General features: G+C 66.8%; 21 protein-coding genes. 14 read left to right on the top strand and 7 right to left on the bottom strand.

Annotation, left to right across the window (positions count from 1 at the left end; genetic code table 11):
* The first annotated feature begins 21 nt into the window (after positions 1-21).
* Together hslU and G6O54_RS05060 are read left to right on the top strand one after the other, a co-directional pair.
* Positions 22-1,398 carry an ATP-dependent protease ATPase subunit HslU gene (gene hslU / locus G6O54_RS05065; RefSeq protein ID WP_250846725.1) on the top strand — a complete coding sequence of 459 codons (1,377 nt, stop codon included), beginning with the start codon at positions 22-24 and terminating at the stop codon, positions 1,396-1,398.
* Between the two features lie 52 nt (positions 1,399-1,450).
* A complete protein-coding gene (locus G6O54_RS05060) occupies positions 1,451-2,827 on the top strand; it encodes an APC family permease (RefSeq protein WP_165221006.1) in 1,377 nt (458 codons plus the stop codon).
* A 69-nt stretch (positions 2,828-2,896) separates the two neighbouring features.
* Here the strand turns inward: G6O54_RS05060 and G6O54_RS05055 are convergent, their stop codons facing one another.
* The 4 genes from G6O54_RS05055 to G6O54_RS05040 all read right to left on the bottom strand — a co-directional run bounded on the left by G6O54_RS05055 (position 2,897) and on the right by G6O54_RS05040 (position 9,161).
* Positions 2,897-3,844: an ABC transporter permease gene (locus G6O54_RS05055; protein WP_165221003.1), complete on the bottom strand. Its 948-nt coding sequence runs from the start codon at positions 3,842-3,844 to the stop codon at positions 2,897-2,899.
* A 29-nt stretch (positions 3,845-3,873) separates the two neighbouring features.
* Complete coding sequence (locus G6O54_RS05050; RefSeq protein WP_165221000.1) at positions 3,874-5,397, bottom strand: sugar ABC transporter ATP-binding protein; 1,524 nt, start codon at positions 5,395-5,397, stop codon at positions 3,874-3,876.
* Positions 5,398-5,430: 33 nt separating this feature from the next.
* Positions 5,431-8,034, bottom strand: coding sequence for an endopeptidase La (gene lon / locus G6O54_RS05045; RefSeq protein WP_165220997.1), 2,604 nt, complete (start codon positions 8,032-8,034; stop codon positions 5,431-5,433).
* Positions 8,035-8,327: 293 nt separating this feature from the next.
* A complete protein-coding gene (locus G6O54_RS05040) occupies positions 8,328-9,161 on the bottom strand; it encodes a site-2 protease family protein (protein WP_165220994.1) in 834 nt (277 codons plus the stop codon).
* 190 nt (positions 9,162-9,351) lie between these two features.
* On the opposite strand from G6O54_RS05040, the gene dapF reads away from it, so the two are divergent.
* On the top strand, positions 9,352-10,191 hold the full coding sequence (dapF, locus tag G6O54_RS05035) for a diaminopimelate epimerase (protein WP_165220991.1): 840 nt from the start codon (positions 9,352-9,354) through the stop codon (positions 10,189-10,191).
* A gap of 27 nt (positions 10,192-10,218) precedes the next feature.
* On the opposite strand, the gene G6O54_RS05030 is transcribed toward dapF, so the two are convergent.
* Complete coding sequence (locus G6O54_RS05030) at positions 10,219-11,193, bottom strand: DUF72 domain-containing protein (RefSeq protein WP_165220988.1); 975 nt, start codon at positions 11,191-11,193, stop codon at positions 10,219-10,221.
* A 348-nt stretch (positions 11,194-11,541) separates the two neighbouring features.
* Between G6O54_RS05030 and G6O54_RS05025 the strand changes: the two genes are divergently transcribed.
* Both G6O54_RS05025 and G6O54_RS05020 read left to right on the top strand, forming a co-directional pair.
* Positions 11,542-13,692 carry an HAD-IIIC family phosphatase gene (locus G6O54_RS05025; RefSeq protein ID WP_165220986.1) on the top strand — a complete coding sequence of 717 codons (2,151 nt, stop codon included), beginning with the start codon at positions 11,542-11,544 and terminating at the stop codon, positions 13,690-13,692.
* 89 nt (positions 13,693-13,781) lie between these two features.
* A complete protein-coding gene (locus tag G6O54_RS05020; protein ID WP_165220983.1) occupies positions 13,782-14,528 on the top strand; it encodes a class I SAM-dependent methyltransferase in 747 nt (248 codons plus the stop codon).
* Between the two features lie 7 nt (positions 14,529-14,535).
* Here G6O54_RS05020 and G6O54_RS05015 read toward each other — a convergent pair whose 3' ends face one another.
* Positions 14,536-14,703 carry a hypothetical protein gene (locus tag G6O54_RS05015; RefSeq protein ID WP_250846724.1) on the bottom strand — a complete coding sequence of 56 codons (168 nt, stop codon included), beginning with the start codon at positions 14,701-14,703 and terminating at the stop codon, positions 14,536-14,538.
* A 179-nt stretch (positions 14,704-14,882) separates the two neighbouring features.
* Here G6O54_RS05015 and G6O54_RS05010 point away from each other — a divergent pair, with 179 nt between their 5' ends.
* From G6O54_RS05010 to G6O54_RS04990, 5 genes are all read left to right on the top strand, one after another.
* Positions 14,883-15,191: a DUF971 domain-containing protein gene (locus G6O54_RS05010; protein WP_165220980.1), complete on the top strand. Its 309-nt coding sequence runs from the start codon at positions 14,883-14,885 to the stop codon at positions 15,189-15,191.
* Positions 15,188-16,195: a glycosyltransferase family 2 protein gene (locus tag G6O54_RS05005; RefSeq protein ID WP_165220977.1), complete on the top strand. Its 1,008-nt coding sequence runs from the start codon at positions 15,188-15,190 to the stop codon at positions 16,193-16,195. Before G6O54_RS05010 ends, G6O54_RS05005 begins: the two co-directional genes overlap by 4 nt.
* 58 nt (positions 16,196-16,253) lie before the next feature.
* Positions 16,254-18,314, top strand: coding sequence for a YgiQ family radical SAM protein (locus tag G6O54_RS05000; RefSeq protein ID WP_165220974.1), 2,061 nt, complete (start codon positions 16,254-16,256; stop codon positions 18,312-18,314).
* A gap of 201 nt (positions 18,315-18,515) precedes the next feature.
* Positions 18,516-19,268 (top strand): helix-turn-helix transcriptional regulator, encoded by a 753-nt coding sequence (locus G6O54_RS04995; protein WP_250846723.1) that lies wholly within the window; start codon positions 18,516-18,518, stop codon positions 19,266-19,268.
* Positions 19,269-19,408: 140 nt separating this feature from the next.
* Positions 19,409-20,953 (top strand): serine hydrolase, encoded by a 1,545-nt coding sequence (locus tag G6O54_RS04990; protein WP_165220968.1) that lies wholly within the window; start codon positions 19,409-19,411, stop codon positions 20,951-20,953.
* A gap of 266 nt (positions 20,954-21,219) precedes the next feature.
* Here G6O54_RS04990 and nth read toward each other — a convergent pair whose 3' ends face one another.
* The gene (nth, locus tag G6O54_RS04985; protein WP_165220965.1) at positions 21,220-21,936 is read right to left on the bottom strand and encodes an endonuclease III; all 717 of its coding nucleotides are present in this window, start codon (positions 21,934-21,936) and stop codon (positions 21,220-21,222) included.
* A gap of 197 nt (positions 21,937-22,133) precedes the next feature.
* On the opposite strand from nth, the gene G6O54_RS04980 reads away from it, so the two are divergent.
* The 4 genes from G6O54_RS04980 (at position 22,134) to G6O54_RS04965 (ending at position 25,179) form a co-directional block, all read left to right on the top strand.
* On the top strand, positions 22,134-22,814 hold the full coding sequence (locus tag G6O54_RS04980; protein WP_165220962.1) for an LON peptidase substrate-binding domain-containing protein: 681 nt from the start codon (positions 22,134-22,136) through the stop codon (positions 22,812-22,814).
* 214 nt (positions 22,815-23,028) lie between these two features.
* Positions 23,029-23,592, top strand: coding sequence for a GTP cyclohydrolase I FolE (folE, locus tag G6O54_RS04975; RefSeq protein ID WP_205678680.1), 564 nt, complete (start codon positions 23,029-23,031; stop codon positions 23,590-23,592).
* 100 nt (positions 23,593-23,692) lie between these two features.
* Positions 23,693-24,466: a hypothetical protein gene (locus tag G6O54_RS04970; protein ID WP_165220956.1), complete on the top strand. Its 774-nt coding sequence runs from the start codon at positions 23,693-23,695 to the stop codon at positions 24,464-24,466.
* 185 nt (positions 24,467-24,651) lie between these two features.
* The gene (locus G6O54_RS04965) at positions 24,652-25,179 is read left to right on the top strand and encodes a hypothetical protein (RefSeq protein ID WP_205678677.1); all 528 of its coding nucleotides are present in this window, start codon (positions 24,652-24,654) and stop codon (positions 25,177-25,179) included.
* Positions 25,180-25,204: the final 25 nt, after the last annotated feature.

The raw sequence follows: 25,204 nt of genomic DNA, 5'->3' as shown, positions 1-25,204 counted from the left end.
GCCGCGATCGGAGGAACTGTCGTGCCCCAGCAAGAGACCGAGTTGACCCCGCGCCAGATCGTGGCCGAGCTGGACCGAGACATCGTCGGGCAGGCCGATGCCAAGCGGGCGGTGGCCGTGGCCCTGCGGAACCGCTGGCGGAGGCGGCAGCTTTCCGACGAGCTGCGGGCGCAGGTCACGCCCAAGAACATCATGCTCATCGGTCCCACCGGCGTGGGCAAGACCGAGATCGCCCGGCGGCTCGCCATGCTCGTCGGGGCCCCGTTCGTCAAGACCGAGGCCACCAAGTACACGGAGGTCGGCTACTACGGACGCGACGTCGAGAGCCTCATCCGCGACCTCGTCGAGGCGGCGATCCTGCTGGTCAAGAGCACCGAGCGGGAGGCCGTCCAGGAGCAGGCGAAGGCCCGCGTCGAGACCAGGCTCCTCGACTTGCTGCTGCCGCCCCCCAAGCCGGTGATGGGCTGGGGCCATGAGCACGAGCACGGGGCGGGCTCCGAGCCGGGCGACCGGTTCCAGCGTTCCCGTGACAAGCTCAAGCAGCAGCTCGAGGCGGGCGAGCTGGAAGACCGCGAGGTCGAGATCAGCATGCCCGCGAAGAGCGTCGCCCCGATCTCGATCCTGGGCGCGGGGAACATGGAACAGATGGAGATGGACCTCCAGGGCATGTTCGAGAAGATGATGCCCAAGTCCTCGCAGCCCCGCCGGATGACCGTGAAGGACGCCCGGCCGATCCTGATGATGCAGGAGGTCGACCAGCTCATCGATCCCGAGAAGATCCACCAGGCCGCGGTCACGCTCGCCCAGGAGTCGGGGATCGTCTTCATCGACGAGCTCGACAAGATCGCCGGCGACGAGGGCTCCACCCGCGGGCCGGACGTCTCTCGCCAGGGCGTCCAGCGCGACCTGCTCCCGATCGTGGAGGGGACCACGGTCAACACCAAGTACGGGCCGGTGAAGACCGATCACGTCCTGTTCGTCGCCGCCGGCGCCTTCCACCGCGCCAAGCCGTCCGACCTGATGCCGGAGCTCCAGGGCCGGTTCCCGATCCGCGTCGAGATGCACGACCTGACCCGCGACGACTTCGCCCGGATCCTCCGCGAGCCCCGGGCCTCGCTGCTCCGCCAGTACGAGGCCCTGCTCGGGACCGAGGGCCTGACGCTCGAGTTCACCGACGAGGCGATCGAGGTCATGGCCGACCTGGCGTTCCAGGTCAATCGCTCGACGCAGAACATTGGGGCCCGCCGGCTGCACACGATCCTCGAACGGATCCTGGAGGAGGTCAGCTTCGATGCCCCCGACCGCCATGACAGGACGGTCGTTGTGGACGCGGACCTTGTTCGTAGCCGGCTCGAGGCGCTCGCGAAGGACGAGGACCTGAGCCGGTATATTCTCTGACAAGGCGGGACGTCGATCCCGCGCCGACTCCCGAACCCGCGGAGCCCGCGCGATGCTGCAGCGGAAATTGAGACTGCTCCAGGCCGTCAGCCTGAACACGTCGACCATGGTCGGCATCGGCCCGTTCATCACCATCCCGCTGCTGGTCGCCAGCATGAACGGTCCCCAGGCGATGGTGGGCTGGGTCCTCGGTGCGATCGTGGCCCTGGCCGACGGCCTGGTCTGGTGCGAGCTCGCCGCCGCCTTCCCCGGCTCCGGCGGGACGTACCATTTTTACGATGCGGCCTACGGAGAAGGCCGCGCCGGGCGGCTCCTCAAGTTCCTCTTCGTCTGGCAGTTCTTCTTCAGCGGCCCGCTCGAGATCGCCTCGGGGGCCGTCGGTCTCGCGAAGTACCTGGCCTACTTCGCTCCGGGGCTCCTCGGCACGGCTTGGAGCTGGGGGGACCTCATCCCCGGCGCCGTCGGCAAGGTGGCGTGGGGCCAGGTGGCGGCGGTCGGCGTGATGGGGATGGCGACGCTCCTGGCCTACCGTCGGATCGAAATGGCCGGGCGCCTCATGGTCGTGCTCTGGGTCGGGATGCTCGCCACCGTCGGCTGGGTGATCGCGACGGGACTGTCTCACTTCAACCCCTCGCTCGCGTTCGACCTCGCGCCCGACGCGTGGTCTTTGACCGGAGCCAATGCGCTGGGCCTCGGCGCGGCCCTGGCCATCGCCATGTATGATTATCTGGGCTACTACCAGGTCTGCTACCTGGGCGACGAGGTGGCGGAGCCGTCTCGGACCATCCCGCGCTCGATCCTGATCTCGGTGGTGCTCGTCTCGCTCATCTACCTCACCATGAACGTGAGCATCCTGGGCGTGGTCCCCTGGCGCGAGGTGGTCAAATCCGACCATGCGGCGACCGACATGATGCTCCGGATCCACGGCGCCACCGCGGCAGGGCTCGTCTCGGCGATGATCGTCTGGACGGCCATGGCCTCGGTCTTCGCCTCGCTGCTGGCCTACAGCCGGGTCCCCTACGCCTCGGCCAAGGCGGGCCACTTCTTCCGGACCTTCGCGGCGACTCATCCACGAGGCGATTTCCCGCACCTCAGCCTGCTCCTGATCGGCGGGATCACGATGGTGGCCTGCCTCTTCGAGCTGGAGACGATCATCGCGGCCCTGTTGAGCTCGCGGATCCTGATCCAGTTCGTCGGCCAGATCGTCACGGTCTTCCTCCTCCACGCGAGGCCCGAGGCCCGCGGATCGTTGCCGTTCCGGATGCCCTTCTATCCGATCCCCGCCGTCGTCGCCCTTCTCGGCTGGCTGTTCGTCTTCGGCACCACGGAATGGACCATCCTCGCATACGGCCTCGGCACGCTCGTCGCCGGTGTCGGGGCCTTCGCCATCTGGGACGGAATGGTCCGGCGCCGAGAGGCCGCGCCCTAACCGGCATCAGGGTGTCCGACGCGATCGAGACGTCCGGTGAGACGACTGCCGTGCACCTCGACCGCTCGGTCAATCTCGCTCGTTCCTCCGCGCCAGGGCATCGGCCGCGGCGAAGACGAGGATGACGATTCCCGTGATCAGGGTCCGATATTCCTCGGGCGATCCGCTCATCGTGATCTGGGTGCGCAGGGCCTGAAGGAGCAGGCAGCCCGCGGCGGCGCCCAGGACGCTGCCCCGGCCGCCCTGGAGCGAGACGCCCCCAACAACGCACGCGGCGATGGAGTCGAGCTCGTAGCCGTTCGCCGTGTCGGGCTTGGCGACTCTCAGCCAGGAGAGGAAGAGCAAGGTCGCCACAGACGCCGCGACGCCGCTCAGGACGAACGTCGCGACCCGAAGTCGGACCGTTCGCACGCCCGCAAGCCGCGCGGCCTCCGCGTTACCGCCGAGCGCATAGACGTGCTGACCGAAGACGGTCTGGCGGAGGATCAGCCAGGACAGCAAGGTCAGCGCCACGAAGAGGAGGCCGCGGAACGGGAGATAGGTCCCCCCGACCTGGAGTCCGGTGTCGATCGCCTGGAAGGCGCGGATGTTCGCGATCGGCTGTCCGCCCAGGGCAATGAATGCGGCGCCGCGATAGATCAGCAGGGTGCTCAGCGTCGTGACGAAGGGATTCGTCCGCACGGCAGAGACCATCAGCCCGTTGATGGATCCGAGCAGCGTGCCCAGCGAGAGGACGAGCACGGCCGCGACCGCGGGCGAGGTCCCCCGCGTCGCGAGCTGGCCCGCCACGGCCGCGGTGAGTGCCATCATCGCCCCCTGGGACAGGTCGAAGCCGCCGCCGATCAGCACGAACGCCTGGCCGAGGGCAAGTACCCCCACGATGCTCGCCTGCGTGAGGATGCTGGAGAGCGTCCCGGCCGTCAGGAACCGCTCCGTGCGGATCATGATGACCAAGGCGCAGAGGAGGAGCAGGAGTTGCGGAAGACGTTTCAGGAGCGATCGGAGGGAGGGATGCATCGTTGTTTCCGCGGGTCGGGCAGGGGGGCTCACGAATGGGCGCGTGTCGGGGCGACGGGGTCTGCCATCATCGCCTCGATGAGCGTCTGCTCTCGAAGCGAGGCCCGGGGGAGCTCGGTTGCGATCCGTCCCGAGCGGAAGACCACGCAGCGACTCGCCAGCCGGACGATCTCCTGCGCGTCGGACGAGGTGAGGAGGACCGAGCAGCCGGCCGCCGCGAGGTCGTCGATCCAGCGGTGGATGGCTTCCCGGGTCTTCACGTCGATGCCGCGCGTCGGTTCGTTGAGCAGGAAAAGCGACGGCCCGAGGGCGGCCCAGCGTGCCAGCAGGACTTTCTGCTGGTTGCCGCCGGAGAGTGTCAGGACCCCCTGAGAGGGGCTCGACGCCGCGACCTCGAACTGTCGGCACCATTCGGACGCGAGCTTCCCGCGCAGCCCGGGGCGGATCCAGCCGAGCGTGGAAAGGGTCTCGAGCGACGCGAGGGCCAGGTTGGCGGTGATGCTCCTCGACGGCAAGAGCCCCTGCCGGCGACGGTCCGGAGGGACGTAGGCCAGCCCGGCGGCCCGGGCCTGGCGAGGATGGCGGGGGCGGAACTCCCGCCCTCGCCAGACGAATTGACCGGACGCCAGCGGCCGGGCGCCGAAGAGGACGGCGGCCAGCTCCTCGTGGCCGGATCCGGCCAGCCCCGTCAGTCCCAGGACCTCGCCCGGGTGAAGGTCGAAGGTGACGTCCCGGAATGACCCGCCCGACGCGGACAGGACGCGGAGCGAGGGCTCTGCGGCGATGGACCGAGGGGCCGCCGGGCGAACATCCACGGCCTGGCCCACCATGTGCGCGACCACGCCCGGAAGCGTCAGTTCGCGAGTTGGCCAGGTGCCCACGCGAGAGCCGTCCCGGAGGACCGTGATCCGATCGGCGAGCGCGAAGACCTCGTCCAGGTGGTGCGAGACATAGAGGATCGCCAGCCCGCGGGCCCGCAGGTCGCGGAGCAGGAGGAAGAGGCGTTCGGCCTCCGCGCGAGAGAGCGCGGCGGTCGGCTCGTCGAGGATGAGGATGCGAGCACGCCGTCCGATCGCCCGGGCTATTTCGACCTGCTGCCGCTGGCCGACGGACAGGCTGCCGACCTCGGCCCCGGGATCGATGTCGAAGCCGAGCTCCGCGAGCAGCTCGCGGGCCCGGGACCGGATGGCGCGGCGGTCGAGCCGGATTCCCGATCGAGGCTCGTGCCCGAGTGCGAGGTTCTCCGCGACGGTGAACGGCTCGACGAGGTTCAGCTCCTGATAGATGACCGCGACCCCGGCCGCCAGGGCGTCCGCCGGCGAGTGAAAACGGACCTCGGTGTCGTTGAATTCGATCGAGCCCGAGTCGGGGCGGATCACGCCGCCCAGGATCGAGATCAGCGTGCTCTTCCCGGCCCCGTTCTCGCCGCAGAGAGCGTGGATCTCTCCCCCGCTGAGGCCGAGATCGAGCGGGCGCAGGGCCTGGACCGCGTTGAATCTCCTGGAGATTCCGCGGAGGGTCACGCGGGTGGGAGGGCTTGATTGTGGAGACATCGCGGGGCATCGCCGGGCGGGACGGTGCGGGGTTCAAACGGTCCGGGGGCGGCGCGGCTTCGTGGCGGGGCCGGGCACCTCGGACTCGGGAGGAGCCGGCCTGGCGACCGCCGCCCGAGACTTCTCGACGACGACTCGCTTGGAGCCGGGCTTGATCGGCTCCGGCTTGGAGCGAGACTTCTGGCCCCGCCCGAGGAAGAGCCGCGGGACGACGTCATCGAGCGTATCGACCAGCCGGAAGGTCAGGTCCGCCTTCACGTCCGCGGGGAGCTCGATCAGGTCCTTCTCGTTGTGTCGAGGGATCAGCAGGCTGCGAATGCCCGCCCGTCGCGCGGCGAGGACCTTCTCGCGGACGCCGCCGACCGGGAGGACTCGCCCGGTCAGGGTGACCTCGCCCGTCATCGCCAGGGCCTCTCTGATGGGGAGGTCGCGGAAGAGGCTGATCAGGGCGGCGGCGATCGCCACTCCCGCCGAGGGGCCGTCCTTGGGGACGGCGCCGGCGGGGACGTGGATATGGACGTCGGTCTTGTTGAACCGCGAGGAATCCAGCTCCAGGACCCTGGCATGGCTCTTCAGATAACTCATCGCCGCCTGGGCGCTCTCGCGCATCGAGTCGCCGAGGAGTCCGGTGAGCGTGAGCTGCCCCTTGCCCGGCATGCCGGTGGCCTCGATGAAGAGGATCTCGCCTCCGGTCGGCGTCCAGGCCAGGCCGGTTGCCACCCCCGGGATGCCGGTACGGTCGGCCAGCTCGCGATAGAACCGCGAGGGGCCAAGCAGCTCGTGAAGTTGGCCGGGTCCCACCGTCACGACCCCGCGCTTCCCCTCGGCCCGGCGGCGGGCGGCCTTCCGGCAGACGGCGGCGATCTCGCGCTCGAGGTTGCGGAGTCCGGCCTCCCGGGTGTAGTCGGCGATGATCCGCTTGATCCCGAGCTCGGAGATTTCCAGGTCCGCCGGCGTCAGTCCGTGGGCCTCGAGCTGCTTGGGGATGATGTACCTCTGCGCGATCAGGACCTTCTCCTCCTCGCTGTACCCGGGGAGCTGGAGGATCTCCATCCGGTCCAGGAGCGGCGAGGGGATCGACTCGAGCATGTTCGCGGTGGCGATGAACATCACCCGGGAGAGGTCGAAATCGACGTCCAGGTAATGGTCGCGAAAGGTCATGTTCTGCTCGGGATCCAGGACCTCAAGGAGCGCGGCGGAGGGATCGCCGCGGAAGTCGGCGCCGAGCTTGTCGACCTCGTCGAGCATGAAGACGGGGTTGTTGGTCCCAACCTTGCGGATCCCCTGGATGATCCGGCCGGGCATGGCGGCCACGTACGTCCGGCGATGCCCGCGGATCTCAGCCTCGTCGTGGACGCCGCCGAGGCTGACCCGGACGAATTCGCGCCCGAGCGCCCGGGCGATGCTCTTGCCGAGCGACGTCTTCCCCGTGCCCGGCGGCCCCGCCAGGCAGAGGATGGGCCCCTTCATGTCCTTCTTCAGCTTGCGGACGGCCAGATACTCGAGGATTCGTTCCTTGATCTTCTCCAGGTCGTAGTGATCCTCGTCGAGGATCTTCCGGGCCCGTCGGAGGTCCAGCCGGTCGCGGCTCGCGTTGTTCCAGGGCAGGATCGCGAGCCAGTCCAGGTAGGTGCGGACGATCGAGTATTCGGCCGAGCTCGGGTGCATGCCGGCGAGGCGTTCAAGCTCCCGCTCGGCCTCCTTCAGCACCTCCGCCGGAGGCGCGGCGGCCCGGATCCGCTCCCAGAGCTCCGCGACCTCCGGGTTCTCCGACTCCGGCTCGCCGAGCTCTTCCTGGATGGCCTTGATTTGCTGGCGGAGGAAATGATCCCGCTGCGCCTTCGAGAGCTCGGACCCGACCTGCTCCTGGATCTTGGTGGACAGCTCCACGATCGCGAGCTGGCGGGCGAGGTATTGCCCCAGCCTCTCGAGTCGCGACCGGACGTTCACCTCGCCCAGGAGGACCTGCCGCTCCTCGACCGAGAACGGCAGGCTCGAGGCCAGGAGGTCCGCCAGGCGACCCGGCTCGGGGGTGTTCATCGCCGCGACCTGGAGCTCTTCGGGGATCTGCTGGCTCTGATCGACGAGCCGCTGGAAGAGCCGGTTCACGTGATGGACCAGGGCATCGACCTCCACCCCCTCGGTGAGCTCCTCTTCCAGCGGCTCGACCTCGGCGATGAGGTAGGGTTCGGTCTGGACCACCCGAAGCAGCCGGGCCCGCGTTTGCCCCTGGCAAACGATCCGAGTCGAGCCGTCCGGGAACTTCAGCATCTTGAGCACGCTGCCGACGCAGACCGTGGGGTAAAGGTCGGCGATGCCCGGGTCGTCCACGTCGGGATGGAGCTGGCTGGCCAGCCCGATCAGCCGCTCCGAGATCAGGACGTCATCGACCAGGCGGATGCCGCTGGGCCGGCTGATGATCAGGGGAACAACCGTCTGCGGGAAGACGACATCCGAGCGAAGGGGGAGCAGCGCGATCCGATTCGTGGAGTCCGGGCCGGCACTCCGAGAGGATCGTATCGCCAGCCCCGTGCGCCCGCGTCCACGCCCCCTGGGACGATTTCCGGTGCCTGCCTCGACCGCAGAACTTCTCGTGTCCTTCTGTTCAACAGGATTCGGCTTCTTGCGTGGCTGCATGGATGAGGATTCTGCTCTCTCTGGCGGGCTACTCCCGGACCAGTCTGGAGACGATACGCGCCCGGATCATCGCAACCGAATTGTGGTAGATGGAGCGTCGAAAAGAAAGGGGGTGACCCGGACCCCTCCCTCGATCGGGCCCACTTCGACCTCGACGGGCCCCTGGGATCCGCTCGTCCATGTGATCGAGGGGGAATCAGGCCGCCGTTGCGATTATTCGCGACAACCGTGGGATTCGGGAAACAGAGAGAGGGGATGCCCCTGACCGGGAGCTCGGCACAGGGTCGCTATGGTCAGTTCCGCCAGTAATCGTCATTCGAGTCCACGCCGTAAGATTGGGCAACATGGTACGACTGGAGCATTTGATAGTTCAGCATGGCCAGGCCGCCGAAGAACACCAGGAGGAAGAAGTCGGGCTTGCTGTCGGCCGATCGATCGACTGCGAACGAGGCGACGGCGAGGAAGCCGGCGGTGACCAGGGAGACGATGTGGCTTCGCCGAGCCCCGTTGCGGCGGTCCAGACGGCTCATGACGACCTGAGTGATCTGGCCTCCGTCCAGCGGGTAGATCGGCAGCAGGTTCACGAGGCCCCAGAGCAGGTTGATGTGGACCATGTACAGGTAGAACCACTCGACCGAGCGAGTGGGGAGTTTGCCGCCGAGTTCCCTGAGGCTGGGCAAATCGATACCGAGGCCGAGAGTCTCGCGGACCATCGCCAGGTGCTCGACGGGTGTGATCCCGTAGACGAGCGACATGGCCGCCATCACCACCCCGAGGAGGAGGAATCCCGCCCCTGGGCCCGCGAGCAGGACGGCAATCCGCTGGGCCGGCGTGCGCTCCTGCCGCGACATGCAGAGCCCGCCAAGTCCATAAAGCAGGATCGACGGCGATTCGCCGAACCAGCGGGCCATCAGGCCGTGTCCGTACTCGTGGACCAGGATCGAGATCAGGACGCAGGCGACCCAGAGCGCCACGATGGGTAGGTCGTCGTTCCTCCAACCCATGATGATGGTGACCCCCCAGAAGAGGGGGTGGATCCGGACTGGTATGTCCAGGAAGCGGAATCGGACGTCGTACGGAGTGGCGGTCGTGCCGAGCATGACATACCTTGGGATCGCGAGGAACATGGCCCGTCGTCCCTCTTACGGTAGACGGATGGGATGCGCCTCACAAGCCCTTCGGAGCGTCTTGGGTCCCTTGAGGATTCGCCAACCATCCCGGCAGCTTTCCCTGGGGGTGGGAGGATGCTAGATTGATGCAAGTACCTCGCCGGAACGGCATACTACTCTTGCGGATCATATCGGTAGCGGCTCGATCATGAAATTCACGAAGATGCACGGGCTCGGCAACGACTATGTCTACGTCGAGACCTTCCGTCAGTCGGCCCCCTCGGACCCCGGCGCCCTGGCCGTTGCGGTCAGCGATCGCCACTTCGGCGTCGGGGCGGATGGCCTGATCCTGATCATGCCGTCCGAGCTCGCCGACGCGCGGATGCGGATGTTCAATGCCGACGGCTCCGAGGGAGAGATGTGCGGCAACGGCGTCCGATGCGTCGCCAAGTTCCTCTACGATCACGGACTTGCTCGGAAGGACCAGGTCACCGTCGAGACCGGGCGTGGCGTGCTCGTGCTCGACCTGGAAATCTCGGGCGGAAAGGCCAGGCGGGTCCGGGTGGACATGGCCCCGCCCGTGCTGATTTCCGCCCAGATCCCGACGACCCTTGCTGGGGATCCTCCGATCGACGTCCCCATCGACCTGGGCGGGCAGTCGATCCCGGTCACGGCCGTCTCGATGGGCAATCCGCACGCGGTGGCGTTCGTGGATGACGTGACGACCTTCCCCCTGGAACTCCTCGGTCCCCGGATGGAGAACCACCCGGCCTTTCCCCGGCGGGTGAATGCCCATGTGGTGGATGTCGTGGGCCGCGGCGAGGTCCGCATGCGGACCTGGGAGCGCGGATCGGGCATCACCCTGGCCTGCGGCACCGGCGCGTGTGCCGTCTGCGTCGCGGGCGTGCTCACGGGGCGGACGGACCGGCGGATCCTCGCCCATCTGCCGGGCGGCGACCTGGAGCTGGAATGGCCTGCGGATGACGCCTCGGTCTTCATGACGGGGCCGGCCACCGAGGTTTTCGAGGGGGAGTGGCCGAGTGCCTGACTCCGGCCACGGCTCGGCCCTTTCCTCTCAGTCCTCGAGCGAGTCGGCCACGGCCTCGATCGTCCCCGGGGCGAATCCCTCGAGGCGGTTGTTGATGAATTCGTAAGCCGGCTGTTTCGTCCTCCACGCGCGGGCCGCGATCCGGCGAAGGCCCTCGCGGGCCCCGGCGTTGACCTCCTGGATCCGCTCGTAGGGCTGGAGTGCCTTCACGGCGTCCTCGTAGGCTCTCCCTTTGTTCAGGAGGGCGCGGGCCACCGAGAAGTCGGCCGTGAATGCGCCGGGCATCTCCACCTGGTCGATGAGCTCCGGCATCCGGGTCCAGGCGTTGAAGACATGGGCCACGTTGTGCCGACGAAGCATGGCGAAGTAATCGGGGCACAGGTAATCCGCATTGCGGATCTCGACGGCCAGTCGGAACGAGGTCGAGGCCGACTCGAGGAACGTCTCGAGCCGGTCGAAGAAGTCCGCCGGCAGGGCGAACGTGGACTTCGCGAAGGTGCCGAACTCCAGCATCAGGACCGCGATCCGATCGGCATGCGGCCTCAGCGGGTCGGCGAACATCTCCTGGAAGAGGCTGTTGTCCAGGAACCCGTGATTCGGCGCGCCGGCCCGTTCCCCGTACCGGGAATGGCCCGGCCACCGGGCCACGGTGATCTCCTCCGGCACCTTGAGGCCGAACCTCAGCCCGGCGGGCGCGGAGTCGAACAGGTTCTTCCAGTATTCGGGCGTGGGGAACTGGTAGAAGCTGAAGTCGCCGCCGGCGACGGGGAAGATGCGTCCATACTCCTGCAGGCAGCCGGCTTCGAACCGCTTCTTCGAGAACCGACCACGCTCCACGTACCGCTCGCGCGAATAGATGCTCCCGATCCAGCCCTCATACTTCCACGACGAGGTCCCGAGGAAGATCCCGCGGTCGGCCAGTCGGGAGAGCTTCTCCGAGAGCCGGCGGGCCGTGTCCGATTGCGGCTGATCGTGGGAATCGAAGAGCGAGAGCTGACCCATCGAACCTGCCCGGTTTGCCATGGGGAGTCGGAGATCGGCCTGCCCATCCTACTCGACGTCGGGTCGTCGCGGTACGCCAGTGCAGGCCCGGGCGTTGAGCGAAGGCGACACGAACCGGGGCCCGGCCGCCGTCGGACCGGCTCCGGCCTGAGGCGGACTTTCCATCCGCGCCGCCATCGAACTAGAATCGTGGTTGAACACGGATCGGACGGCGGAACGTAAACCTCCCCAATCTCGCTGGATCGTCGATTCCTCCAGAACGTGGCCTTCCCGGCTGGCTTCGTCGGCCGGTCGAGTCCGACCGGGGACGTCGCCATACCTTCATCATCCCGGAGCGCGATTCCATCCATGTTGCCCGCAGACACCGAGCCTCGCCTTGAAGCCCGCGGGGGGAGGGATCCCGCGCTCGCCTCGATCCTCGGCCGCAGGCGCAGCGAGCTGGCATCGAATCTCTTGCCTTCGATCTCCGGCTGGCCCAAATACGCCGATCGGATCGGGGAAGGAGCGGCCCGAGAGCAGTTCATCCGCCGCGAGCTCCATTCCTTCATTGACTATCTTTCCCTCCATTTCCGGACCGGGGACGAGTCCTACAAGCATCTCTACCTGGGCGAGAAGCTCAAGATGCTCCATCACCAGGGGGACGACCCCGAGTCCAGGCGGAGGAGGTCCGACGACCTGCTCTCCCACGACGAGGAGACGCTCCTGGGAGGACTCGAGGCCGAGCTCACGCCGCCCCAGAGGGAGCGCCTCGCCGGCGTACTCGCCGAGGTCCGGCACCTGGTCCTCGCCGAAGGGGCCCGAACGCTCGAGGTCCTGATGGTCGGGGATTGCCTGTTCCTCGACCTGCAGGCCTTCCTCCAGGCCCGATGCCTCGAGGACGACATCTCCCTGAACCTCACCTTCGCCACGTCGAAGAACGGCGGGCTCCTCCGCAATGAGCTCAGGAAGTACCCGGCGGATCGATTCGACCTGGTCTTCTACAGTCCTTTCACCTACGACTTCTCGTTGCCGATCCTGCCGTACCAGCGGCTCAGGGGGGCGCTAGCCCCTGCGTCCCAGATCCGCGCCTCGGTCGACGAGTCCATGAAGGATGTCGAGGCGACCCTCGGGGTGATCGCGACCCGCTTCGAATGCCCGGTCCTGGTGCACAACACGCTCAACATCTATCGACTCGACGGGAGCCCCATCAGTCGGCTGAAGGGGATCGCAACCGGCCGGAGCAGGCGCATCGCCCGCGACCTGATCAACGTCCGCGTCAACGAGGCCATAGCCCGGCAGAACGCCGCCTCGTACGAGCACCTCTTCCTGCTCGATGAGACGCGGACGCTCGAGCACCACACCGAGGCGGAGCTCTCGCGGAAATTCTACAATTCGGACCTGCAGCATCCGGCCGCGCTTGGGCGGGCCCTGGCGGAAGTCTACGCGGACATCATCGCCGCCCATGTCCGCCTCGCGGGCCGAAAGCTCGTGGTCTGCGACCTGGATAACACGCTCTGGGACGGCGTCATCGGCGAAGGGGCCGTTTCCCATTACCACGACCGCCAGCGGATCCTCCAGAAGCTGAAGGCCAAGGGGATCGTCCTGGCCGTGAACTCCAAGAACGACCCCGCCATGGTCCACTGGACCGGGGGCCTGCTCGACGAGTCGGACTTCGTCGCCCTCCAGATCAACTGGGACTCCAAGGTCACCAACATGAAGCGGCTCCGGGAGTCGCTCAACCTCAAATACAAGGATTACGTCTTCATCGACGACCGGGGCGACCAGCTCGAGATGGTCGGCACCAGCTTCCCGGAGATCCAGTTGCTGGACGCCACCGCGGAACGGTCCTGGCGGCTCCTGGAGACCTGGGCGTCGATCCTCCCGGATCCGCGCGATGGGGATCGGACCCAGCAGTATCACGAGCGGAGGGCGCGCGAGGACTTCGTCGCGGAGGTTGCGGACGAGGATCCCTCCGAGATGTTTGCGTCCCTCGGAATCCGCGTGACGCTCCGCGAGGCCGCTCGGTCCGACCTCCAGCGCGTGGTGGAGCTGATCAACCGCACGAATCAGTTCAATTGCGCCGGGAGCCGGACAACCTTCGGCGAGATCAGCGAGTGGCATGAGGATCCGAACTACCGGATCGCGGTCATCGAGGCCGCAGACAAGTTCGGCCAGATGGGGATCGTTTCGGTCGCCGTCATCCGCCGCGGCCCGGCAGGAGTCGCGATCCCGATCTTCGTCCTGAGCTGCCGCGTCTTCGGATACGGCATCGAGACGGTGCTGCTGAACGCGGTGAAGCGACTCGCCCTCCAGCCCGGCGGCGGCCCCTTGCCGATCCGGGGAGACTATCGCGAGACGGCTCACAACGCCCCCTGCAAGTCGACCTATCCCGACCACGGCTTCACCTGGGTTGGCGAGGCCTGGATCTTCGAGAGCACCGACATCCCGGTCGACCCGTCCTGGCTCTCGGTGGAGGATCGACTCTCCTCGGTCCCCGGGACGATGGTCGGCACGCATTGATCACCAGTCGGCCGCGGCGCCGCGGCCACGCCGGACGGATCGCGAGCATCCCGACACGACGAGCCGCCTTTCCTCTATCGGAGCACCCCGTGAATTCCACGAGCACCGGAATCGACCTGAAGCCCGCCGGAGCCAGGCCCGCCTGGCTGGAGCCGATCGCGGCCACGGCTCGGTTCGGCCGCAAGGTCCTGCGCACCCTGTTCTTCCCCCAGGTCTTTCGTATGGTCGAACGGACCGGCCCCGTCGAGCGGATCGATGAGGTCGTCCGGCTGGCCTGCCGCGGCTTCTGGGGTGCCCTCTCGCCGATCCAGAATCAGGTCGAATTCGCCGAGTATCTCCGCCGGGTCAAGCAGCTCCAACCCCGATGCCTGCTGGAGATCGGCACCGCCCAGGGGGGCTCGCTCTTCGCCCATACCCGCGTCGCCGCGCCGGATGCCCACATCATCAGCCTGGACCTGCCGATGGGCCCCGGCGGTGGCGGCTACACCGAGGGGCGTATCCCCCTCTATCAGAAGTTCGCCCTGCCGGGCCAGAAGATCGACCTGGTTCGCGATGACTCCCACTCTCCCGCGGTCCACCGCAAGATCGAGGAGCTGCTCGGCGGTCGATCGATCGACGTGCTCTTCATCGACGGGGATCATTCCTACGAGGGGGTGAAGGCGGACTACGAGATGTACGGGCCGCTCGTCCGTCCCGGCGGGCTGATCGCCTTCCACGACACCGTCTACATCGGCGACGTGACCAGGTTCTGGAACGAGGTCAAGGTTGGGCAGGACGCGGAGGAGCTGACCGGCCCGGGCCGCGTCTTCGGCATCGGACTCATCCGGAAGCGCTGAGGGACGCTTATTCATCCGCCTCCGTTCCGGCGGAGGCGGCCGCTTCCGGCCGGGCGACGACGACCAGCCCGGAGCACTCCAGCCGGCCCGCGATCACCGGCCAGTGCCGGGCGAGGCTTCGGTCGTTCATGCTGTGGCCGCACTCGATCGTCTCGCGGTCATGCCTGCCGATCACTCGCGCTCCCCCCGGAGCGCGATGGAGCGCACGTCGGACCGAGTTGACGCTCCCGGCGCGGACGTAGAATCGGCCCGTGGGCAGTGGGCTTCGATCGCTATCTTCCCCTCCGCCCGCTCTGTTAGACTCAGACTGCATCGGAATTGCTCCCCCACTCTCCACCGCCGTCGAGCTCCACGATGATCGATCCCCCCAGCAACATCCGGGCCCTTCAGGGAGAGCAGATCCTGGAGATCCATTGGCACGACGGCCGGGTGGATCGATTGCCCTATGTCTTCCTGCGTTCCGAATGCCCCTGCGCGTCCTGTCGACACGAATGGACCGGCGAACGGCTGATCGATCCCGCGTCGATTCGCCCCGACCTCGCGCTCGAAGCGATGAGTCCCGTCGGCAATTATGCCGTCCAGCTCGCCTGGAATGACGGCCACTCCAGCGGGCTGTTCACCTGGGAGAGCCTCCGCGAGATCGGCGGCAGGGGACCCGAATGACGGCGGCCGCGCCCGCCTCCGTGACCATCGCCATCCCCACCTGCAACGGCGCGAAGCACGTCGAGGCGACCGTCCGTTCGATCCTCGATCAACGAGGCGTGCCGTTCGACCTGATCCTATCCGACGATCATTCAGACGACGATACGGTCGAGCGGGTTCGGGCTCTGGCGGGAAGCCGGGTGCGGATCTCCGTCAACGGCGAACGCCTCGGCCTGGCGGGCAACTGGAACCGCTGCGTCGAGCTCTGCCGGACGCCTTTCATCGCGATCGTCCACCAGGATGACGTACTCGAGGCGGGGCACCTGGCGGCGCACCTGACCGCATTCGGTCAAGATGACCGCATCGGGCTCGTGGCGAGTGCAGCGACGGTCATCGACGAACGGGACGTGGTCGTGCCGCCGGACGTCGTCGAGCGAGGCGGACTTGGACCGGCCGATCGGGTCTTCGAGCCCGGCGAGGCGATCCCCCTGATGGCCTGCGGCAATCAGCTGCGGTGCTCGGCCGTGTCGATCCGCGTCGATGCCTTCCGCGACGTGGGCGGCTTCGATCCGATCCTGCGCTACGTCCTGGATTGGGACTTCTGGCTTCGGGTCGCCCGCTCGTGGAAGCTCGCCTGGCTGGCCGAGCCGACTGTCCAGGTCCGCTGGCATCTCGCCAGCGAGACCCATCGTTTCAGGCCCGGCCGGGCCGACCTGGATGAGACCCGGAGGTTGATGGACCAGGTGCTCGGGTCGTTGCCCGCATCGAAGACGATTCGTCGACGATGCCGGTCGCGGCTGTCCCGGGCCTTCCTCAATCGCGCGCATGACGCGCTTCGCGACGGCCGAATCGAGATCGGGAAGGAGTGCCTGTTCGAGTCCATACGACTCTCTCCGGGCATTCTCGGCACGATCCTGGGCGATCCCCGACTTGCGGTTCAGATGGCCCTCATGGCCGTCTCGCCGGGACTTGCCCGACGGCGGTTTCAAGCTCGCCCTGTCCACGGATTGACGGACCGACGATAATAACACCTAGCCCAGTTGAATGTCCGATGATCCCGGCCACCAAGATGAACGCGAGCCAATGAGACCAGCATCCTCCGATTCTAAGCCCTGCTCCGCGGGCCGGCTCGACCCCAACACGGCCGCGACGCAACTGCCGGTCTTGCCGGTCGTTCCGCTCGCGTTGCCGCTGCTGCCGGCAACTCCGGAGGAGGTGGCGGCTCGAGGTTGGGACGCGGTGGACGTGGTCTTCGTGACGGGAGACGCCTACGTCGATCACCCGGCGTTCGCCATGGGGATCCTCGGTCGAGTGCTGGAGGCGGCCGGATTCCGGGTCGCGATCCTGAGTCAGCCGGACTGGCGGAGCGTCCAGGCCTGGCGCCAGTTTGGTCGTCCCCGCCTGTTCTTCGGCATCAGCGCCGGGAACATGGACAGCATGATCAACCACTACACGGCCAACAAGAAGGTCCGCAACGACGACGCCTACTCGCCGGGCGGGCGGATTGGCCTGAGGCCCGACCGGGCTACCATCCCGTACTGCCAGCGTGCTCGCGAGGCGTTTCCCGGCGTGCCCGTGATCGCGGGGGGAGTCGAGGCGTCGCTCCGGCGGCTCGCCCACTACGACTACTGGAGCGACACGGTCCGGCGATCGATCCTGCTCGACTCGAAGGCGGATCTCGTCGTCTTCGGGATGGGCGAGCATCAGATCGTCGAGATCGCCCGCAGGCTGCAGGCCGGCGAGACCGTGAAGGACCTCCGGGACATGCGCGGGGTGGCCTTCGCGATGGGGGCCAGCGAGACACCTCCGACCGAGGCCCTGGTCCTGCCGAGCTTCGAGGACGTGAAGGCCGACAAGCTGAAGTTCGCGAAGGCGACGAAGCACATCCACCAGGAGACGAACCCGCTCAACGCGAAGACCCTGGTCCAGTACCACGACCGCCAGGCCGTCGTCTGTCGGCCGCCCGCCCTGCCGATCAGCCAGGAGGACATGGATCGCGTCTACGGGCTCCCCTACACGCGCAGGCCGCACCCGATGTACGGGGGCCAGCGAATCCCGGCTCATGAGGTCGTGAAGGACTCGGTCACGATCATGCGCGGCTGCTTCGGCGGCTGCACCTTCTGCTCGATCACGGCGCATCAGGGGCGGATCATCCAGTCTCGATCGCAGGAGTCGGTCCTGGCGGAGCTCCGCCAGATGGGCAAGGACCCGAAGTTCAGCGGCGTCGTCTCGGACATCGGCGGTCCGACCGCCAACATGTATCAGATGCGCTGCACGCGGCCGGAGGTGGAGGCGAAGTGCAAGCGGCTCTCGTGCGTCCACCCGAGCGTCTGCAAGCTGCTGGGCACCGACCACGGCCCGCTCGTGGAGCTGATGAAGGAGAGCCGCGAGGTCCCCGGAGTCAACAAGGTCTTCGTCGCCTCCGGCATCCGCATGGACCTCGCCCAGCAGTCCCCCGAGTACCTCGAGGAACTGGCCCGCCATCACGTGGGGGGCACGCTCAAGGTCGCGCCCGAGCATACCGACAGGAACGTCCTCAACCTGATGAAGAAGCCGGACGCCAATGACTTCGCCGGCTTCGCCGAAGCCTTCGGTCGGGCCAGCCGGAAGGCGGGGAAGACGCAGTTCCTGGTGCCGTATTACATCGCCTCGCACCCCGGCAGCGACCTGGCGGCGATGATCGACCTGGCGCTCTTCCTCAAGCGGAACGGCCACAGGCCCGACCAGGTCCAGGACTTCATCCCCGCGCCGTTCGACATCGCCACCTGCATGTACTACACGGGCCTCGACCCGTTCACGGGCGAGGAAGTCCACGTCGCCCGGGGCCTTCGGGACCGGAAGATGCAGCGGGCGCTCATGCAGTTCTTCAAGCCCGAGAACTACTTCATGGTCCGGGAGGCGCTGCTCAAGGCGGGGCGTAGGGATCTGATCGGCTCGGGTTGTGACTGCCTGATCCCGTCGAATCCGCCCAAGGTCGCCATCGAGGCCCGAAGGTCGCGGGCCAATGAGGTCGCGGAAGGGGACCATTACCATGCGGTCGCCAACCCGGCCAGGGGCGAGCCGGCCGGCGAGCGTGGAGCGGCTCCGGCGAGCCCGGCGGGCTACCGACCCGGCCGAAAGACACGGATTCGGCGGAAGAAATAGGGGCGGCAAGTCATCCGCACAAGCGGCTATCCTTCCAGGGCAAACGGCGCCCGGCCCACTTTTCCGTTGGGGTTGTGGAATGTAGGAAACGGGTGAGGTACGCGCTCATCCTCCTGGGGGTATCCGATGACTGTGAAATTAACCGCTGGAAGGTTCTACGGTCGGACGGAGGGCCACTGCGAGGCGGCCGACGTAACCCTCGTGGAATGCGTCTACACGCCCCAATCGCGCGTTTGTCTGCCGTGGCATATGCACGAGAATGCGTACCTCTACCTCGTCGTCTCAGGGGTTTGCGAGGAGCGTCTCGGGCGAAAGGCGAGGATCGTCGAGTCGTCCTCACTCGTCTTCCATCCGGCCGGGGAACCGCACAGCAACCGCTGGGATGACGCGGGTGGGCGGGTGTTTCACATCGAATTCTCGCGGTCCCGCATCGCGGCGATCGGCGAGTACGTGCCGATCCGGACTAGCCCGACAGAGGTCCGTCGAGGGCCGGCCGAGTGGCTGGCCACGCGGCTCTACCGAGAATACCAGAAGCGGGACGACCTATCCCCCTTGGTCATGGAGGGACTCGCCCTCGAAATCCTCGCCGAGATCTCGCGGCCCGGCACCGCCGAACCGGGACACACGCCACCGCGATGGTTGTGTCAAGCCCGGGAGCTCCTGCACGACCGCTTCAATGAACCCCTAGCACTCAACGAGGTCGCCACCTCGGTCGGAATTCATCCGGTCCATCTCGCCCGGTCCTTCCGTCGTCATTTCGGATGCACCCCCGGTGATTACCTGCGGCGCATTCGCGTCGAATTCGCCTGCCATCAACTGGCCCACACCGATACGCCCCTTATCGAGATCGCGCTCGCAGCCGGGTTTGCTGATCAGAGCCACTTTACGAGAACGTTTCGGCGGCACATGCGACAGACTCCCGGCGAATTCAGGCGGAACTCTCCCCGCTGTTAAGCGAAGTCAACGGAACGTTGCTCTTGAACAAGATCGGGCAGGGTGCCCGCTTTACAGTAATTCACAGGCCGGCCGTGAACATGCCCAACCGGAACTATCCACCGTGGCTCCCTGATCGGAGACACTAAAGGAAGCTTGCCGTGAGATTCGCTCTGATCCTCGCAGCACTAATCAGCCTGCTCATTCCCGCACCTTCGGCCTTCGGCCAGGACAGGACGAAGGCGGCCTCGTCACCGCCAAAGCCCTTGCAGACGAGCGCCAAGCCGGCGCAGGTCACCGCGCGGCTCGAAGCGCGCCTTCCGCAGTTGATGAACGAGGCCGCGGTGCCGGGCCTGGCCGTCGCGTTGATCCGAGACGGCGACCTGATCTGGCATCACGGCTTCGGCGTGAAGAACAGCAAGACGAAGGAGCCCGTGGACGACACGACCGTCTTCGAGGCGGCTTCTCTGAGCAAGCCGGTCTTCGCCTACTCCGTGCTGAAGCTGGTGGACGAGGGCAAGTTCGACCTGGACAAGCCGCTCAACAAGTACCTGCCCGGCAATTACGACGTGGGTGACGACGCTCGCCTGAGCCTGATCACCGCGCGCCGCGTACTGAGCCACACAACCGGGTTCCGCAACTGGCGGTGGGACGACAAGCTCACGATCCATTTCACGCCCGGAGAACGCTTCAGCTACTCCGGCGAAGGGTTCGTGTACCTCGCCAAGGTGATCGAGCACGTCACGGGCGAGAAGCTCGACGACTTCATGAAGCGATCGGTTTTCGACCCGCTCGGCATGACGAGCAGCAGTTACGTCTGGCGTGACGACTACGACAAGTTGAAGACATTCAGCCATAATTTGATCGGCGAACCTGGTGGGCAAGACAAGCCGCCCGCGGCGGAAGCCAGGATCGGCAACGCCGCATCTAGCCTGCACACGACGGCGCGGGATTACGGCCTTTTCGTGGCAGCGATCCTACAGGGCACAGCTTTGAAGCCCGAAACGCGCAAGCTAATGTTGACTCCGCAGATTCAGGTCCGGGAGGGGGGTTGGGTTTCGGTCGATCGCCTCCAAGCGACGCCCCTGCCCAACGTCGCCTGGGGACTCGGTTGGGGATTGCAGACGACGAAAGACGGCCTCGCATTCTGGCATTGGGGGGACAATGGGGACACCAAGGCTTTTGTTCTGGCCGCCGATCAGCCGAAGCTGGGTGTCGTGTTCTTCGCCAACAGCGCCAACGGCCTTTCCATCGCGAGGGAAATCGTCGCCGAGGCCGTTGGCGGCACTCAGCCGGCGCTCGACTGGCTCGGTTACGAGAGCTACGATTCGCCTCGCCGGGCCCTGCTCAGTCGGATTCTCGCCCAGGGCGCAACGGCCGCTCTCCGCGAGTATCGGGGAAAGGGCGAAGGACGGTCCACCGGCGAGACGCTGGACGAGAAGCAGATGAACAGCCTCGGTAACGACCTGCTGGGGCTGAAGCGCGCACACGACGCGCTCGAGATCTTCAGGCTAAACGCCGGCCGCCATCCCGATAGTTGGAACGCCTACAGCAGCCTCGCCGAAGCCTACGAGACGGCCGGCGACAAGGCGTCGGCCGTCAAGAACTTCAAGCGCTCTCTGGAGCTGAATCCGAAGAACAGCAACGCGACCGAACACCTGATGAGGCTCGACGCCGGCGCCGGAAACCGCGACCCCGAGCGATAATTTGGTGGGAGGGGAGCAGACCATCAGCGGATCATGGCCTTGCGAAATGCAGTTGACTCACGGGTGGACGCTAAAAGCCGAAGAGAGCCGCGTCCGACATCCGAGTCCACGAGGTCGAAGAAGACAGATGCCGGCCTCTTACCTCTCCATCCAGGAACACGCTCGCGGCACTCAGGCCCCGGAGGACCGATCAGGAAGCGGTCGTCTTCACGGCCCTCCCCGAATCCGATGTCGCGCATCCCCGCGGGTATGCGGCGGTCGGTCTGCTAGCGGGACGAGGTCACGCCGAGCTTCGGGCAGAGTTTGGCGAGAGCACACTCGGAGCAGCGGGGGTTGCGGGCGAGGCAGGTGCGGCGGCCGTGCTGGATGAGACGATGGCTCAGGTCCACCCACTCCCCGCGGGGGACACTCGCCATCAGGTCCTTCTCGATCTTCTCCGGAACCGTGTGGCTGGTCAGGCCCAGTCGATACGCCAGTCGCTTGACGTGGGTGTCCACGACGACGCCGGAGGCGATCCCGTACGCCGTGCCCAGGACCACGTTCGCCGTCTTGCGACCGACGCCGGCCAGGCGGGTGAGGATGTCGACGTCGCGAGGGATTTCTCCCGCGTGCTGGCCGGCCAGGCTGGCGGCCATGGACTTCAGATTCCTCGCCTTGGACCGGAAGAAACCCGTCGAGCGGACCAGCTCCTCGAGGCCCTCCTGGTCGGCGGCCGCCATGCTGCGAGCGTCCGGGAAGCGTCGAAAGAGCTCCGGGGTGACGAGGTTCACCCGCGCGTCGGTGCACTGGGCCGAAAGGATCGTCGCGACCAGAAGCTGGAACGGGCTCTCGTGATGGAGCGCGCAGAACGCCTCGGGGTAGAGCGCCTTGAGGCCGCGGACGACCTTCCGGGCGTGCGTGATGGCATCCTTCCTATCCCCGGCCGCAAGTTTTTCTGGTGCGTCGACCGCGGATTTCGGCCTTCGGCCTGGAGGAGGCGACATGGAAGCGGGACCCCGGGTGATTGATCGCCCCCGATCGCGGCCGCTCGAAACACCTTGCCGGTACTCGGGGGAAAACTACAATGCGGACGGACTCAACTCGAACCCAGTTTCGTCGGACCGGGTCGCGTGTCAAGCCTCGGTCGGCACCCGGGTCGGCCAATTCAATTCTCGACCCGCGACGGCCGGGGGGAGCGAAGATGATCCTGCCCGGCTTCGACCCTCGCGACTTCTCGGGGCTGACGCGGCTCTTCCCGCTGGCGGGCGTCGTGATCTTCCCCCATTCCGTGATCCCGTTGCACATCTTCGAGCCCCGATATCGCCAGATGACCGAGGACGCGCTCAGTGGGGATCGCCTGATCACGATCATCCAGACACGCTCGTCCTCTGCCGCCCCCCGACGCGAGGGACCGGTTCCCCTCGAAGGCACCGGTTGCCTGGGGCAGATCCTCCAGCACGTCCGCCTCTCCGATGGTCGCTTCAACATGCTCCTGCTCGGGCTCAGGCGAGTGACGATCCGGGCCGAGGTCGAGAGCAAGGCCCTCTACCGACTCGCGGAGGTCGACATCCTCGAGGACGAGGAGGCCCACGCCCACGATGACGCCCTCCGGGAGGAGCTGATCGCCCTCTTCCGGCAATATCACGAGACCCGTTCCGAGCTCGGGGACGAGCTTGCGGAGCTGCTCCAGAAGCCGATACCGCTCGGCGCGCTCACCGACATCATCGCTCACTCGCTGCCGCTGACGCCCCTGATCAAGCAGGGGCTGCTGGAGGAACCCTTCGTCGGCCGCCGCTCGGACGTCCTCAGGAGTGCCCTCCGCAAGCTCGTCGGCGATGTCCGACCGGGACGGACCTTCCCGCCTCCCTTCAGCGTGAACTGAGGCGATGGGGCGACGGTCTCCAGCCCGGTCGCAGACTTGATTTCCCCGAACGGGGACCATACAATACAGTTCTGTTGCCGGAAGTCGTGTTCTGGTATCCACTTAAGATAAAGCATGGCCCCTCGCGGGATTGATCGGTCGGGACATCATGGAAAAGACATCGAGCGGCGGCACCTCCGGCCCGAGGCGAGAGGAGCCGAGGGAGAAGGGGGTGATGGACCTCGATCGGATCCGCCGGGCGATCCGCGAGATCCTCCTTGCCGTCGGCGAGGACCCGGATCGCGAGGGACTGCGCGAGACGCCCGACCGCGTGGCCCGGATGTATGCCGAGGTCTTCCAGGGGCTCCATCAGGATCCGGTCGTTCATCTCAAGAAACTGTTCACTCAAAAGTATGATGAGATGGTCCTGATCCGGGACATCCGGATGGTGAGCTTCTGCGAGCATCACCTGCTGCCGGTGATCGGCAAGGCCCACGTGGCCTACATCCCCAACGGCAGGGTGGTCGGCCTGTCCAAGATCCCCCGCGTGATCGACGTCCTGGCCAAGCGGCCGCAGTTGCAGGAGCGGCTGACGGAAGAGGTGGCGGATCTCCTGATGAGGGAGCTGGACGCCCGCGGCGTGGCGGTGGTGATCGAGGCCAGTCATAGCTGCATGACGATCCGAGGCGTGAACAAGCCCGACAGCTCGTTCGTCACCAGCGCGGTGCGAGGCGCCTTCAAGGATCGCCTGGCGACGCGGACGGAGGTCATGTCCTTGATCTTCGGGGCCAAGACCTGAGGTCGCGCGGTTTACACGGCCCTCCAGCCGCGGGATACTGGGTGGATTCCCGGCGCGGTGCGGCGCTTTCTCTCGCCTTCTCCGATTCGAAGGTCCGGCGATGCCACACGACGTATCGATGATCGCCGACGCGGTGACTCGACTGGCGTTCGGGATGGCGGTGATGCTGCTGATGACCGACTGGCGCGACGTCCCGCTGCGATTCCTCCGGACGCATTTCGTCGTGATCCTCGGGCTGCTGGTCCTGGCGGCGCTCGACGATTCGAGGATGGAGGGGAGCCGGGAGTCCGTCGGTACTCTCGCCGCGGGGGCGATCCTGGCCTACATCGGGGCGACCGCCTGGGGGCTCGGGCTGCCCCGGGTCGCAATCCCGGTCACCTGGCTGCTGGCGGGATCGACGGCCGCGTGGCTGGCGATGGTGTCCGACGGCGCGGCCTCGGGCTGGGTGATTGCGGCGCTCGGGCGCTACACCTCCGGGTTCTTGCTCGGAGCGACCCTGACCGCGATGCTGCTGGGCCACCATTACCTCACGGCGCCGACGATGTCCATCGAGCCGTTGAAGGGCTACGTGAAGTCCATGGGCTGGGGGTTCCTGATGAGGGGGCTGGTCCCCGTCGCGGCCGGCTTCGCGTTGCTCCGCGGCTGGCTGCCGTCGGATGCCGGGGCCGGCGACCTGACGTCGCCGCTGGTCTTCCTGATGCGGTGGGGCATGGGCTTCGCCGCGCCGGTCGTGGCGACGGTCCTCGCCTGGAAGACGGTGCGGATTCGCTCGACGCAATCGGCCACCGGGATCCTCTACATCGCGATGACGCTCCTCCTGGTGGGGGAGCTGACGGCGATGGTCGTCGCCCGGGCCGGATTCCTGGCCGGATGATCGCGTTCGCCGGCCCGCATCGCGGTGCCCGGGTTGACGGTTCCGCCGCCGCCGGACCGTGGCCTGATCCTCGTGACGCTATCCCACCGGTCCAGGGCTCGTTAGAATCGGGTTCCTCGTACGGCCGTCGACTCAACGGCCGTTTCGCCTTCCGCCATCGCGATCGAGAAGACCGGGCCCCTCTCATGGAATTGACCTTCTCGTGCCACCGGTGCCAGGTGGTCAATCACGTCCCCCGGGCGGAGCAGGCCCGGTCATTTGCCTGCAAGTCCTGCGGCGCGGAGCGAGATCTCCACCCGGAGGCCATCGCGTCCGGAGAGCTGAGGTGCTGCCCGATCTGCGCGACGACGGATCTGTACATCCAGAAGGATTTCCCCCAGGGCCTCGGCCTGTTCATCGTGATCGTCGGCTTCGCGATCAGCACGGTCTTCTGGTATCTGGAGCGGCCGATCTACACCTACCTCATCCTGCTCGGATCCGCGCTCCTCGACCTGGTCCTCTACTATCGCGTGCCGGACGTCGCGATCTGCTATCGGTGCCTGAGCCAGGTGAGGGGAGAAGGCTCCAATCCGGGGATGCATCTCCGCCCGTTCGACCTGGCCATCGGCGAGCGCTATCGCCAGGAGCGGATCCGCGCCGAGGAGCTGAGGCTCGCGGGGCGGTCCGTCGGGGAGCGAATCCCCTCGCCGGACCAGGCCGTGCCGCATGGGTGATCCGCCCTGCCCGTTGCCGTCTCCA

This window comes from Aquisphaera insulae, from assembly GCF_011064615.1.
GTDB lineage: Bacteria > Planctomycetota > Planctomycetia > Isosphaerales > Isosphaeraceae > Aquisphaera > Aquisphaera insulae.
Note: the sequence above shows the minus strand (reverse complement) of the source record. Positions and strands in the feature narration are given on the sequence as shown.